This window comes from Vicinamibacterales bacterium (assembly GCA_036496585.1).
GTDB lineage: Bacteria > Acidobacteriota > Vicinamibacteria > Vicinamibacterales > 2-12-FULL-66-21 > JAICSD01.
Genome location: DASXLB010000056.1, coordinates 53,502 through 66,802, shown reverse-complemented (window position 1 = coordinate 66,802; position 13,301 = coordinate 53,502). Strand labels below are relative to the sequence as shown.

Below are 13,301 nucleotides of genomic sequence, written 5' to 3'. Positions count from 1 at the left end.
CTGCGCGCACTGAGCGAGGAACACTATCGTGAGCGATGACGCGTCGCGGCTCGACGATCCGAAGCGACGGTTGGAGGACGTTCGTGGATAGGCGCCGCGGCTACGTCGCCGCCACCTCGTTCACGGCGCTCTTCACCATCGTCGGCCTCGCGCTCTACGGGCTGCCGTTCTACTACGACTTCATGGTGCGCGAGTTCGGCTGGTCGCGCGCGCAGGTGACGTCCGGAAACGCGATCAGCCGGCTGATCATCGGACCGTTGTTCGGATTCGCCGCCGGATGGATCGTCGATCGGTTCGGACCGCGGCGGCTCATGATGGCCGGGATCGTGATGGCGGGTGGCGCGCTCGTCGGGCTCGCGCACATGTCAACGCTGTGGATGTTCTACCTCTTCTACGTCTTCAACGCGATCGGCTACGTCTGCGGCGGCCCGCTTCCGAACCAGGTGTTGCTGTCGCGCTGGTTCGACACCGGCCGCGGCAAGGCGATGGGCTTCGCCTACCTGGGCATCGGCATCGGCGGTTGGCTCGTGCTCAGGTTGTCGCCGAACCTGGCGGCCGCGTTCGGCTGGCGCGGTGCGCTGCAGGTCATCGGCGTCGTGATCGTTGTCGTCGCGCTGCCGATGGCGTATTTCGTGACGGACCAGCCAGACGGCGCCGGACCCGCGCGACGTGGCCCGCGTGCGAACGACCCGCCAGACGGGCCCGGACTGCGAGACGTCTTCCGCGACCCCGCGTTCTACCTGCTGGCGCTCGGCAGCATGTGCTCGATCGCGGCGGTCGGGGGCGCCAACCAGCATCTCAAGCTGTATCTCAGCCTCGACCTGAAGTTCGCGCAGGATGCCGCCGGCCGGATCGCCGCGATGGTGCTGTTCTTCAGCATCTTCGGGCGTCTGCTCATGGGATGGCTCGCCGATCGACTTCCGAAAAAAGCGGTGATGCTCCTGATCTACGTGCTCGTCGCCGGCTCGATCCCGTTGCTGCTGACCGGCAGCCCGACGTCGCTCTCCGCGTTCTCGATCGTGTTCGGCCTGGGTCTCGGCGGCGAGTACATGATCATCCCGCTGATGGCCGCCGAGCTGTTCGGTGTGCGGGTGCTCGGCCGGCTGCTGGGGGTGCTTCTCACCGCGGACGGCGTGGCGGAAGCGACAGCGCCGATGCTGATCGGGTATCTTCGGGACCATTCGGCCAGTTACCGGACCGGGTTCCTTCTTCTGATTGCCATTGCGCTCGTCGGCACACTGGCGATCGCCGCGCTGCCGCGCCGGAGTGCGCACGAGGTCACGAGTCATGTCTGACATGCAACGCCGGGAGTTCCTGTCACTGCTGGCCGCCGCGCCGATCGCCTGGCGCCTGAACGCCGCCGCCGCGCAGGCGTTCACAATTGGCTACGCCGCGATCACCTGGGGCGGTGACGATCCCAAAGCCATCGAAGATGTCTCGGCGGTGGGCTTCAAGGGTATCCAGCTGCGTGCCAGCGCGTTCGATCGCTGGGGGAAGACGCCGGCGGATTTGAAGGCGCTCTTGAAGACGCACACGCTGGCCTTTCCGGTGCTCTCGAGCGGCAATCTGAACTACCAGGCGGCGGACGTCGCCGCCAACATCGACATGCACCTGGAGCACGCGAAGTTCGTGCGTGATGCCGGCGGGCAGCGGATCCAGGTCATCGACGAGAAACCGAAGGGGCGCGTCGTCACGACCGACGATTACAAACGGCTCGCCGACGCGATGAACACGCTCGGCGCGAAGACGAACGCGCTCGGCGTGCCGCTCGTCTATCACCATCACATGAACAGCACGGGAGAACCGCCCGCGGCGATCGAGGCGATCCTCAGCCAGTGCGATGCCGCGTCGGTCGGCCTGCTCTTCGACATCGCGCACTACCAGCAGGGTGGCGGCGATCCGGTCGCGTTCATTCAACAGCACGGCAATGCGATCAAGGTCGTGCATCTCAAGGATGTCCGAATCGTCAACGAAGCGCCCGGCTACCAGTGGGTCGAGCTCGGACGGGGACGCGTCGACGTCAAAGGCTGCGTCGCGGCGCTGAAGGCGATTGGCTTTTCCGGCTGGGCCATCGTCGAGCTCGACAAGGTGGTCGACGCCAACGGGACGCCGAAGACGAGCGCCGAGACCAACAAGGCGTACGTGACGAGCCAGCTCGGCCTGACTCTATGACGCGCTGATTTGCTCAGCCGCGAAGCGCGCGGTGCGGATCCGCCGCCAGCCGGGTCATCGTCGTCGCCAGCACCCGGGCCGGCGTGAGGCGCACGAGCGAGTCGCGCAGCGCGATCCTCGCGCGGCTGCGCGTGGTCGTCATCGCCGCGATCCGCGGCCCCGACTGGATGATCCGCCGCGTCCGCGCCGCGCGGACCTGCTCGTAGCGCCGCAGACCCGCCTCGATATCGCCGCCTCGCAGGGCGAGCCCAAGCGCGACCGCGTCTTCGAGCGCCTGCGCGGCGCCCTGCGCCGTGTGCGGCAGGACCGGATGCGCCGCGTCGCCGAGCAGCGTCACGCGGCCGCGTCCCCAAGTCACGAGCGGCGCGCGCAGCCACAGCCGATCCAGTCGGATCGCGTCGGCTGCGGCGGCGCGTATGATTCCCGCGGGGGTTTCGTGGACGCCGCGAAGCCCGCGATCGAGCGCCGCCGCCGCGTCGGCTTCGACGGCCCCGTCCAGCAGCGAGATGTACCAATAGACCGCGGACGCGCTCGCGCGCGCAACGCCGATCTCCACACCGTCGCCGAGATACACAACGGCGTCGGCGCCACCCATCCGGTCGGCGACGTTTTCGCTGACCCCGCGCAGCGCATGGTAGCCGGAAGGCCGCGGCGGCGGCTCGCCGGGATGGAGCGCCCGTCGCACGACCGACCCCACTCCGTCAGCTCCGACGACAACATCGGCTGGCGTGCGCCGGGAGAGGTCCTGATTGTCGGCCGTCACCACCGCTGCCGAAGACCCGGATTCGACGCCTGTCACGCGACAACCTGGCTGGAGGACGCCGGGGCCGACCGCCTCCAGGAGTGCCCCGTGCAGCGCGGGGCGCAAGAGGACGACGGACTGCACGGCGGCGCCCGACATGACGATCCGCTTGAGCAGGCGCCCATCGGCGCGGCGCACCTCGAGCGTCTTCACCTCGACGCCGCGCGGCACGACGACGTGGCGCAGGCCGAGCTCGTCGAGTGCCGCGAGCGCGTTGGGCGCAAGTGCCAATGCGAAGCCCAGTTCGCGCGGCGTCGCCGCCTGCTCGACGATCTGGACCTCCCAGTCGGCGTGCCGCAGCGCGATCGCCGCCGCGAGCCCGCCGATGCCGGCGCCCACGATCAATGCACTTCGCATGTCACCAGCCAGGATGGGGAGGGCGGCCAGCCGCGTCAGGCGACGAGATACAGGTCGCGCCCGGCGTTTTCGACCACCAGGGTGTCGGGATCGAGGCGGCCCGCGGCGACGTCGATCGACGCGACCGGCGCATACCCCAGGCGGACGCGCCGGCAGACGTCCTCCGGGATCGCCGACGCCAGGGTAATCCGGTACCGCGGGACGATGACCCCGTCGGTGGCGACGCGGCTGCCGTAACTGACGTGCGCCAGGTGCGCCGCGACGCAGAGGTTGGCGCGCAGCTCGTCGGAACCCGCCAGCATGTCCTGCACCTGCTCGAGCGGCGCGTAGCCGTACTTCTCGATCAGCCGTCCGTGCGTCGTCGAAATGGCGGTCAGGTGCGGTGCGTAGATGACGAGCTCGCCGCCCGATTCGATGATCCCGCCAAGCTTGTAGCTCGCCTTGCCGGCAACCCACATCTCGTCGTAGTGCTCGTCGAGGAGGGCGAGCACGCGGCGATAGCGGCGTCCCGTATACCGGATGTGGACCTGCGTGCTGACCGCCGCGGCCTGGCGGACCGTGTCGCGCAGCGATCCGGCAAACAGCCCATGCGTGCGCAGCGCTCCGTCGACACGCGTCACCACCGACGTGAGTCCGATGACGGGGGTCGACACCCGATCGGCCGCGGCCTCGATCACGCGCCGCGTCGGAGTCTCGACGCGTCCGATGACGTGTTCGATCGTGGCGAGCGCGCCGAGCCAATGCGTCAGGTGGGTCAGCGCCGGGCCGGCGACGCCAGGGAAAAAGTACTTCGCCCCGCCCGCGAATCCGGCGACCTCGTGCGGCACGACCGCCCCGATCACGAGAATCAGATCGTAGGCGCCCGGCGCCAGCAGGCGATTGAGCTGGATCGGCACCTCCTCGCGCATCAGGCCATCAGTGAGACACGACACCTCGTCGGCGCTGAGCGTCCCGAGGGTCGTCAACTGCGACGGATCATCCCAGTGATGATCGAAGACTTCGCCGAGGAGCGGCAGCTCCGCCGTGCCGAAGCCGATCTTGGCCCGCTTTTCCCCGCCGGTCATCGGCGGATGGGTCCCCTGCGCCACCAGCGCGTCGAACGATCCCGCGCCTCGCGCCTGCAGCTCCTGCGACACCATGGGGAAGAGAAGATCTGTACTGTCGTCGCGCGTTTTGTCCGGTATGACGGCAAGCACGCGCGTTCCCGGGCGGACCCCGGAGAGCGCCTCGCGGACGATCGCCCGCATCTCCTCGGTCGAGAGGATGCGGACGGACGAAGCGGATTGCAGAACGCCTGTCGTCATGCCTGATCCAGCTGTGCCGGCTCGAGCCTCGGCGCGAGGACGTGCACGACCGCGATCGCGACGAGGTACGCCGACGCCGCAATCATGAACACCGGTACATAGCTGCCGGTCGTCTGCAGAATATACCCGGTCACCTTGGCGATGACCATGCCGCCGAGCGCGCCCCACATGCCGGCGAACCCGACCACCGAGCCGACGGCGTGGCGCGGGAACATGTCCGAGGCGAGCGTGAACACGTTCGCCGACCATCCCTGATGCGCGGCGGCGGCCACGCCGATCAGGATCACCGCGGTCCACACGCTGCCGGCGCGCGCCGCGAACGCGATCGGCACGACCGCGATCGCGCACGTCAGCATCGCCGACTTGCGCGCGCCGTTCAGCGTCCAGCCCCGGCGCATCAGCGCCGACGAGAACCAGCCGCCGCCGACGCTGCCGACCGTCGCCAGCTGATAGATGACGATCACCGGCAAGGCCAGCGACTTCAGGTCGATGCCGTACCGCTTGAACAGGAAGTCGGGAATCCAGAAGAGATAGAGCCACCAGATCGGATCGGTGAGCCCTTTGGCGGCCGCGACAGCCCACGTCTGCCGGTGCGGAATCAGCTTCAGCCACGGCACTCGCACGGGTGGGTCCGGCGGGTCGCTCTGAATGTAGGCGAGTTCCTGCGGCGTCACCCGAGGATGGCGCGCCGCCGGCGCGTAGAGCGGCCACCAGAGCGCCAGCCACGCGAGGCCGATGGCGCCGGTCGCGACGAACGCGCCCGGCCATCCGTAGCGCAGCGTCAGCCACGGCACGGCGAGCGGCGCCAGCAACGCGCCGACATTGGTGCCGGAATTGAAGATCCCGGTCGCCAGCGCGCGCTCCTTCTTCGGGAACCACTCCGCGACGGTCTTGATCGCCGCTGGGAAATTTCCGCCTTCGCCAAGCCCCAAGAGAAAGCGCACCGCGATGAAACCCGCGACCGAGCCTGAATACGTGAGGCCGGCCAGCGCCAGCAGCGGCGCCGTGTAGCCGCCGATCGCGATCGCCCACGCATGCGCAATCGCCGCAGCGCTCCAGACGAGCAGCGCGAGCGAGAACCCGAGTTTGGTGCCGATGCGATCGATGATCCGGCCGGCGACCAGCAGGCCAATCGCGTAGGCGCCCTGGAAGGCGAAGACGATGTCGGCGTAGTCGATCTCGGTCCACCCGAGGTCGTGCTGGAGCGTCGGCTTCAGCAGCGCGATCACCTGTCGATCGACGTAGTTGACCGTCGTCGCCAGGAACAGCAGCGCGCAGACGCCCCACCGCCACCTGCCGGCGCCGGGGGCCGGCGCTTCCGTCGTCGTCGATGCGGACGCCACGCGGGAACCTCTCCTTCAGATGGTCGGGTTGCGGCGGTAGATCGCGAACTCCCGGAACCCGAGGCGCTCGGTCGCCGTGGCGTCGCCGGCACAGACCGCCAGCAGCCTGTCGAACAGGCGCGACGCGGCCTGATCCAGTGTTTCGCGATCGTCGAGGACGCCGCTCACGTCGAGGTCGATGTTGTCGGCCATCGACACGGCCGTGCGCGCGTTACCGGTGATCTTGATCACCGGCGCGATCGGATTCCCCGTCGGCGTGCCAAGCCCGGTCGTGAACACGACCACCTGCGCGCCGCCGCCGACCATGCCGGTCACCGCCTCGACGTCGAGGCCGGGCGTGTCCATCACCGTCAGCCCCTTCTCGGTGATCCGCGCCGAGTAGCCGACGACGTCGGTGAGCGGTGCGTGCTCACCCCCCTTGTGGGTCGCGCCGAGCGATTTCTCCTCGATCGTCGTCAGCCCGCCGCGGATGTTGCCCGGCGCCGGCTGCGTGCCGCGGATATCGAGACCGAGCGACATCGCCTCCGATTCGACGCGGTTGACGACCCGCAACAGGCGAGCGCCGGTGTCGGGCGTCACGGCGCGGGCCGCCAGCAGATCCTCGGCGCCCATGATTTCGGCGATCTCGCCGAGCACCACCGCGCCGCCGAGATCGACGAGCCGATCCGCGACGCGCCCCAGCGCCGGGTTCGACGCGAGGCCAGAGGTGTAGTCCGAGCCCCCGCACTTCACCGACAGGATGAGCTCCGTGAGATCGCACGTCTCTCGTGGCGCGCGCGCCAGATCGTCGACCATCTGCCGCGCCGCCGCTATGCCGCGCTCGGTGGCGCGCACGGTGCCCCCTTCGTGCTGAATCGCGATCACCTGCACCGGCTTGCCGGCCCGGCGCGCGGTCTCCGCCAGGTGCTGCGCGACCACCTGCTCGCAGCCGAGCGCCATCACGATGACGGCGCCGACGTTCGGGTGCGCGCAGTAGGCCGCCAGCGTGCCATGCGTCGTCAGCAGGTCGGGGCCCAGCTGGCCGCAGCCGGCGGTGTGCGGCAGCGACGTACCGACCGGCGCGACCGACGCGGCGACGCGGTCGGCCACCACCGACGAACAGATCACGGTCGGCACGACCAGCAGATGGTTCCGGACGCCGACGCGGCCGTCGGGGCGCCGGTAGCCTTGAAAGGTCGCACGGGGCGCCGTCATGCATCGCCTCGATCGTCGGGCGGCTCGGCCAGGCGCGGAACGGCGGCGTGGCCGGCCGCCGCCAGATCGCCGCGGCCCCGCCGGCTGGCCAGGTTGTGGGTGTGGACGTGCGCGCCCGGCGCGATATCCGCCGTAGCGGTCCCGATCGAGCTCCCGTACTTGACGACCGGGTTGCCGGCGCCGATGGCGCGCAGCGCGACTTTGTGCCCGCGCGGAATCGATTCGCTGACCGTCACCGCGCTGGCGCCCGCCAGCACGAGCCCGGGCTCGAGCGGTTCGAGCGCGGTCGCGACGTTGTCGGACGGGCTGATGATGATGATCGGGTTCACGGATGATTGGCGCTCGCCGGCAGACCGGCTAGGAGTAAGCCCGGGCCGGGGTGGACTTGCGGCGGCGGACCGCCACGCGCGGCACCGCCTTGGCGAGTTCCTGCGCCTGATAGCGGCTCGCCTGCAGCAGGTGATCGTTCATGGCGCGCCTGGCCGCGGCCGCGTCGTGGGCGCGGATGGCCTGGTAGATGCGCCGGTGGGCTTCGGCGGCGTCGCGCAGGTCGCGGTCGGAGGCGCGCGCGACCGTCGCCTGACGCCGCTCGTAGTACATCGCGGAGACCATGTCGACCAGCGCGGCGACGATCGGATTGCCGGCGGCATTGGCGACACCACGATGAAAATTGATGTCGTGCACGAAGAAGAGCTGTGGATTCTCCCGGTTGGCGAAGAGGCCGGCCACTTCGTCTGCGAGGGTGGCCAGGTGCTCGTGGGTGGCGCGCTCGGCCGCAAGGCCGGCCGCTTCCACCTCGAGAATGCGCCGCGCCTCGTACATGTCGTCGCGCGAGAAGCCGTGCAGCGCCGCGAGAAAGCTCAGCGGCTCCGACCCGAGTGCCGGCGGCCCGGACGGAATGTAGGTGCCGGATCCGTGGCGCGACTGCACCACGCCCATCGCCGCGAGCGCATGCAGGCCGGCGCGCACCGAGGGACGGCTGACGCCGATCTGTACCGCCAGCTCCCGCTCCGCTGGCAGCCGGTCCCCAGGACGGACCTGGCCGCGCACGATGAGGTCGCGGACGAAGGCGACGACCTGGTCGGTGCTGCCCTCGAACATTGGTCGAATCAGTATAGCGGGAGGTCCCGAAGACGGGGGTCGGAGATCGGGTGCCGACGGCCAGGTTGGCTCTCGGAAGTGAAGACCTGGCCGCCTGAGATTCCGACCTCCGACCGCCGCCCTCGAGGGGGTTGCCGGCGGCGCCGCGCCAAGTGGCCAAACCACTTACCGCGCTCGCCGGCGACAGGAGAACCCATTCGGGGGTGCGCTGTCAAGAGAATTGCGGCGATGGGCGCCGCACAATCGGCAAAGCGGTCTGACCACTCGCCGCCCGCGCGCCAATCGGCGGCTTCGCGATCGAGAGGGCGTCGGGGCGGGTCCTCTCAGCGCGGCGGCTGCACGTCGGCGAGGCCAACGTCGACGAACTGGCCGCCGCGCACCTGGTGCGCGTGCACGGCGAGGACGGCCGGACCAGCCCCCAGGGCCGCGCGGGCTCCGGCGCCGAGCGGCACATAGGCGTACGACGAGTTGGCTCCCGCCAGCTTCGCCGCCAGGACGCCGTTGACGTACACCTCGGCGTCGTCGTCGTGGAACACGCGCAGGTAGAGCGTCGACGGCGCGGAGGTCAGCTCGATCGTCCGGCGCAGCCAGATGTCGGCGCTCTTCCACTCGGTGCCGACGCGCGCGAAACGCGTGTCCTTCGCGCCGAAGCCGCCGGGCCCCTCGCTCCAGGCGGAGGCGTCGAACGCCGCCTGCATCCACGTGTCGGCCGGCGCCGACATCGTGTAGCGCCACGCCTGCGGCGCACGGTCGGACGAGGGCACGAGATGCGTCACGCGCGGCGGCGGCGAATAGAGCGTCCGGTTCGCCGCGATCGACTCCGCCGACAGCTTGACCACGGCCCGGTCGTAGCTCATCACGCCGTTCACTTCGATCTCGCAGTCGGTCGTCTGCGTGTAGATCGCGGCGGCGAGGCCGTCCCCCTGGTGGATGCGGAGCTGCGCGATCAACTCGCGGTACGCCGCATTCATCTCGTCGAGCGTCGTGTAGCTGCGATAGCCCCAGTTGCCCCTGTCGACCCAGGTGTGGCCGTCGAGCGGCAGGCCAAGCCCGCCGAACTCGCCGAGCACCGAGGCGCGGACCGTCTCGAGCGGCGGCATTCCCGGTCCCGGGTACGAATGCAGGTCGGCCACGTCGCCGGCCTGCTTGTCGTCCCAGCCGCTGGCGTTGTCGACCAGCCGCGACGGGTCCTCCGACTTGATCCACGCGACGACCTTCTCGGTGTCGTGCTGTCCCCACCCCTCGTTGAACGGCACCCACATGACGATCGACGGGTGGTTCCGCAGGTTGGCGATCTCGGCCCGCAGCTCGCGCATGTATTCCGCTTCTGCGTCGGCGCCCTTGTTGTCGCCGCTCGGCATGTCCTGCCACACGAGCATGCCGAGGCGATCGGCGTGGTAGTACCAGCGTGCCGGCTCGACCTTCACGTGCTTGCGGATCACGTTGAATCCGAGGTCGCGCGTCTTCTGGATGTCGAAGGCGAGTGCCTCGTCGGTCGGCGCCGTGTAAAGGCCGTCGGGCCACCAGCCCTGATCGAGCGGCCCGAACTGGAAGATCGGTTCGCCATTGAGGAACAGCTTCCTCGCGCCGGTCGCGTCGGCGCGGACGGCGATGCTCCGCATGCCGAAGTAGCTCTCGACCTCGTCGCCGGACGAGAGCCGCACGCGCAGCCCATAGAGGAACGGGTCGGCCGGCGACCATCGGTGCGGCGACGGAATCCGAATCGTCGAGACCGGCGCATTGGCCGTCGCAACCACGCGCGTCCCGTCGAGGACGCTGACGGTCAGGTCGCCGCTGGCGGCGCGCCCCGCATTGACCGTCACCTTGACGGTGCCCCCTTCGAGATCCGGGTCGATACGAAGGTCAGCCACGTGCCACGCCGGCACCGTCTCCAGCCACACGGTCTGCCAGATGCCGGTCACTTCGGTGTAGAAGATGCTGTGCGGCCGGCGCACCTGCTTGCCGCGCGGCTGCTGCCCTTCGTCCGTCGGATCGCGCACCGCGACGACGAGTTCCTGCTCGGCCGCAGTCGCCTTCAGGGCGCCAGTGATGTCGAACGCGAACGGATCGTAGCCGCCCTGGTGCGATCCGACCTTCGTCCCGTTCACGTAGACATCGGTCTCCCAATCGACGGCGCCGAAGTTGAGCAGCACGCGCTGGCCGCTGACGAGCGACGGCGTTGGGAAGGTGCGCCGGTACCAGAGCCGCTGATTCGGCGCCACCCATTCCCCCGCGCCGCTCAACTGCGACTCGATCGGAAACGGCACGATGATCTGCTTGTCGAACGACGCCGGCCGCGGCGCCTCGGCGGCGGCGATGGCATAACCCCACGGCCCGTTGAGATTGACCCACTGCTTCCGTTCCATCTGCGGGCGCGGATATTCCGGCAGTGGATGCTCGGGATTGACGTCGGCGGCCCACTTCGTCTTCAGGTGCGTCGCGGGGATCGGCGACGCGGGCTGCGGCGCCGGCTGGGTTTGCAGCGCGAGGAGCGCCACCGACACTGCGAGGATCTGCTTCATGGGTTCTGGTTGAGCGTGAAGGCGTAGATCGTGTCTCCCGCCGCGACGACCACGTACTGCTGGCGGTCGACCAGCCAGGTCTGCGGCGGATTCGTCAGCCCGCCGATGCGGGCATGCCACAGCGGTGTGCCGTCGGTAGCGTCGTGAGCCACGAAACTGCCAGCCGCGTCGCCGCTGAACACCAGGCCGCCCCGCGTCGTCAGCAGTCCGCCGCCGCCTCCGCCGCCGTTCAGGCTCGGATATTCGTGCCGCCAGGCGACGCGGCCGGTCGTTGGATCGATCGCGGTGAGAAAGCTGCCGCGCTGCCCGACGTGCACTTCCTCCTTGCCGCCGAGCCCCATCGAGCCGCGCGGATCCGGATCGAGCAGGTAGAAGATCGAGAATGCGTTGTGCTCCGTGACGTAGAACAGGCCGGTGTCGGGATTGTAGGCCGGCGGCTGCCAGTTGATCGTTCCGCCAGCCGGCGGCGACACCAGGGAGCCGCCGACCGAGGCGTCTTTCTCGGGATCGCGCCGCGGCTGCCCCTTTGCGTCTTCCCCTTTGACCCAGTTCGTGAACTTTCCATACCGCTCGGTCGCGACCGGTTCACCGGTGACGCGATCGAGCGTGAAGAAGTAGCCGTTGCGCGCCGCCGTCGAGACGAGCTTGCGCGTCCGGCCGCCGATCACCGCGTCGAAGAGGACCGGGGTCTGGGCCGAGTCCCAGTCGTGCATGTCGTGCGGCGACGTCTGGTAATACCAGGCCATCTTTCCGGTGTCGACGTTGACGGCGACGAGCGAACAGGTGAACAGATTGTCTCCCTCGCCGCGACCCGCTGTGTAGGCGGGTGTCGGATTGCCGGTCCCGAAAATGTAGAGGTGCGTCTCGGGATCGTAGGCGCCCGGCATCCACGGCTGCGCGCCGCCGTGACGCGCCGCGTCGAGGTTCGGCCACGTGTCGAGCCCCGGATCGCCGGGATTCATCGGCACGGTGTAGAGCTTCCACTGCAGCTCGCCGCTCTCGGGATCGAACGACTGCAGGAAACCGGGCGCGTCCATGTCGTTGCCGGTGCCGGCGATGATGTGGTTCCCGATCGCGACGGGCGCCGTGGTCGAAAAGTACTGCAGACTGAAATCGGCGATGACCTTGTGCCAGCGCTCCTTGCCGGTCTTCGCGTCGAGCGACACGAGGTAGTTGTCGGGCGTCTCCATGTAGAGATAGCCGTTCCACATGCCGAGGCCGCGGCTGGCGATATGGGTGCCGCCCCGCGTCTTCCAGAAGTAGTGCCAGAGCTCGCGCCCGTCACGCGCGTCGAGCGCCCACGCGTTGTCCGGCGTCGAGATATACACCGTGTCGTCCACCATCAGCGCCGACGCCTTGATCGTCGGGGGACCTGGATCGGGAAACTCGATCGTGCCCTCTCCGCCGACGTTGCCGCGCGCGCCTTCGCGAAGGCGCGAGACCCAGGCGAGCGACAGCTGCCGAACCGTCCGCCGGTTGACGGCGTCGAGCGTGCTGTAGCGGCGTCCGGAGTAGTCGCCGTTGTGGGTAGGCCAGTCGGCGCCGAGCGGCTTGAGCAGCTGCGCCGGATCGACGCCGTGTCCCTGCGCGTCGAGGCCAACACAGGCACAGGCGATCGCGGCGGCCGCGAGCCAGGACTTCATCGTCACTTCAGCGTCACCAGATAGGCGGTCAAATTCCGCATGTCGCGATCGGTCAGCGCCGACAGTAGCGCCTTGTGGCCCTCGAGCGGGTCCTCGACGCGGACCCGCGGCGAGGACCCAGCGCGGCCCCAACTCCGGACGCTGCCGTCGTCGAGCCGCAACTTGATTTCGAAGTCGTCGATGAAGATCAGACGTCCGCGGACCGGCTCGGCTCGCTCGGCGGTGACCGTCGCGATGATCGCCGGTGCGGCGTCGTCGGCGCCCCGGCGGCCGGTCGCGCCGCCCGATACCCACAGATTCTGCAGCGCCCTGGCGTCGCGGGCCCTCGTGGCGATGCCGCGTAGATCGCCGTCGGCGGCATGGCAGGCTGCGCACGTCGCAACGAAATACTGACGGCCCGCGACCGCGTCGCCGACGACGATGTCGGGCAGTGGCGTCTCCGAGGGCGGCGGCGCGCCCTGCCCGGGACTGGCAGCGGTCAGGCTATGCAGGAACTCGACGACGGCGCTCACGTCGGCGGCGCCCAGCGGAAATGGCGGCATGCCGCGCTCGGGCCGGCCGTCGCGGACGACGGGGGCAATCTTTTCGCCGTCGCGATCGGCGAGGACGAGCTGCGATCGGAGCAGATTCGGCCCGTTGAGCTGCCCGCCGCGTGCGTCGGCCCCGTGGCACGCCACGCAGTTGACGCCGAAGAGCGCCCGGCCGCGCGCGATGGTCGCCGGGTCGGCCGGCTTGCGCTGCATCGCGGGGAACGTGCCCGGGTTCTGCTGCGCTGCCAGCGCCGCCAGCGTCAACGCCCAGATGATGAACGAACGCGTCACTGGCGCCGTATTCTAGCGCGCTCGATCGCGGGCGCGGCCGAA

General features: G+C 69.4%; 11 protein-coding genes. 2 read left to right on the top strand and 9 right to left on the bottom strand.

Annotated elements, in window-relative coordinates; all coding sequences use genetic code 11:
• Positions 1-83 precede the first annotated feature (83 nt).
• Together VGI12_17130 and VGI12_17125 are read left to right on the top strand one after the other, a co-directional pair.
• Positions 84-1,295: an MFS transporter gene (locus VGI12_17130; GenBank protein ID HEY2434401.1), complete on the top strand. Its 1,212-nt coding sequence runs from the start codon at positions 84-86 to the stop codon at positions 1,293-1,295.
• A complete protein-coding gene (locus VGI12_17125) occupies positions 1,288-2,172 on the top strand; it encodes a TIM barrel protein (protein ID HEY2434400.1) in 885 nt (294 codons plus the stop codon). The genes VGI12_17130 and VGI12_17125 overlap by 8 nt, the downstream gene beginning before the upstream one ends.
• Before the next feature lie 13 nt (positions 2,173-2,185).
• On the opposite strand, the gene VGI12_17120 is transcribed toward VGI12_17125, so the two are convergent.
• The 9 genes from VGI12_17120 to VGI12_17080 form a co-directional block, all read right to left on the bottom strand.
• Positions 2,186-3,331, bottom strand: a complete 1,146-nt coding sequence (locus VGI12_17120) for an FAD-dependent monooxygenase (protein HEY2434399.1) — start codon at positions 3,329-3,331, stop codon at positions 2,186-2,188.
• A gap of 35 nt (positions 3,332-3,366) precedes the next feature.
• The gene (locus tag VGI12_17115) at positions 3,367-4,635 is read right to left on the bottom strand and encodes a lactate racemase domain-containing protein (GenBank protein HEY2434398.1); all 1,269 of its coding nucleotides are present in this window, start codon (positions 4,633-4,635) and stop codon (positions 3,367-3,369) included.
• On the bottom strand, positions 4,632-5,978 hold the full coding sequence (locus VGI12_17110; GenBank protein HEY2434397.1) for an MFS transporter: 1,347 nt from the start codon (positions 5,976-5,978) through the stop codon (positions 4,632-4,634). The genes VGI12_17115 and VGI12_17110 overlap by 4 nt, the downstream gene beginning before the upstream one ends.
• Positions 5,979-5,993: 15 nt before the next feature.
• The gene (locus VGI12_17105; GenBank protein HEY2434396.1) at positions 5,994-7,172 is read right to left on the bottom strand and encodes a UxaA family hydrolase; all 1,179 of its coding nucleotides are present in this window, start codon (positions 7,170-7,172) and stop codon (positions 5,994-5,996) included.
• Positions 7,169-7,501: a UxaA family hydrolase gene (locus VGI12_17100; protein ID HEY2434395.1), complete on the bottom strand. Its 333-nt coding sequence runs from the start codon at positions 7,499-7,501 to the stop codon at positions 7,169-7,171. Before VGI12_17100 ends, VGI12_17105 begins: the two co-directional genes overlap by 4 nt.
• A 28-nt stretch (positions 7,502-7,529) precedes the next feature.
• On the bottom strand, positions 7,530-8,273 hold the full coding sequence (locus VGI12_17095; protein ID HEY2434394.1) for a FadR/GntR family transcriptional regulator: 744 nt from the start codon (positions 8,271-8,273) through the stop codon (positions 7,530-7,532).
• A 323-nt stretch (positions 8,274-8,596) separates the two neighbouring features.
• Positions 8,597-10,795 (bottom strand): glycoside hydrolase family 2 TIM barrel-domain containing protein, encoded by a 2,199-nt coding sequence (locus VGI12_17090; GenBank protein ID HEY2434393.1) that lies wholly within the window; start codon positions 10,793-10,795, stop codon positions 8,597-8,599.
• Complete coding sequence (locus VGI12_17085) at positions 10,792-12,438, bottom strand: acido-empty-quinoprotein group A (protein ID HEY2434392.1); 1,647 nt, start codon at positions 12,436-12,438, stop codon at positions 10,792-10,794. Before VGI12_17085 ends, VGI12_17090 begins: the two co-directional genes overlap by 4 nt.
• A 2-nt stretch (positions 12,439-12,440) precedes the next feature.
• Positions 12,441-13,259 carry a c-type cytochrome gene (locus VGI12_17080; protein HEY2434391.1) on the bottom strand — a complete coding sequence of 273 codons (819 nt, stop codon included), beginning with the start codon at positions 13,257-13,259 and terminating at the stop codon, positions 12,441-12,443.
• Positions 13,260-13,301: the final 42 nt, after the last annotated feature.

Coding starts and splice junctions, on each gene's coding strand:
- VGI12_17090 (HEY2434393.1), bottom strand. CDS start 10,795: ATGAAGCAGATCCTCGCAGTGTCGGTGGCGCTCCTCGCGCTGCAAACC.
- VGI12_17085 (HEY2434392.1), bottom strand. CDS start 12,438: ATGAAGTCCTGGCTCGCGGCCGCCGCGATCGCCTGTGCCTGTGTTGGC.
- VGI12_17120 (HEY2434399.1), bottom strand. CDS start 3,331: ATGCGAAGTGCATTGATCGTGGGCGCCGGCATCGGCGGGCTCGCGGCG.
- VGI12_17095 (HEY2434394.1), bottom strand. CDS start 8,273: ATGTTCGAGGGCAGCACCGACCAGGTCGTCGCCTTCGTCCGCGACCTC.
- VGI12_17105 (HEY2434396.1), bottom strand. CDS start 7,172: ATGACGGCGCCCCGTGCGACCTTTCAAGGCTACCGGCGCCCCGACGGC.
- VGI12_17115 (HEY2434398.1), bottom strand. CDS start 4,635: ATGACGACAGGCGTTCTGCAATCCGCTTCGTCCGTCCGCATCCTCTCG.
- VGI12_17125 (HEY2434400.1), top strand. CDS start 1,288: ATGTCTGACATGCAACGCCGGGAGTTCCTGTCACTGCTGGCCGCCGCG.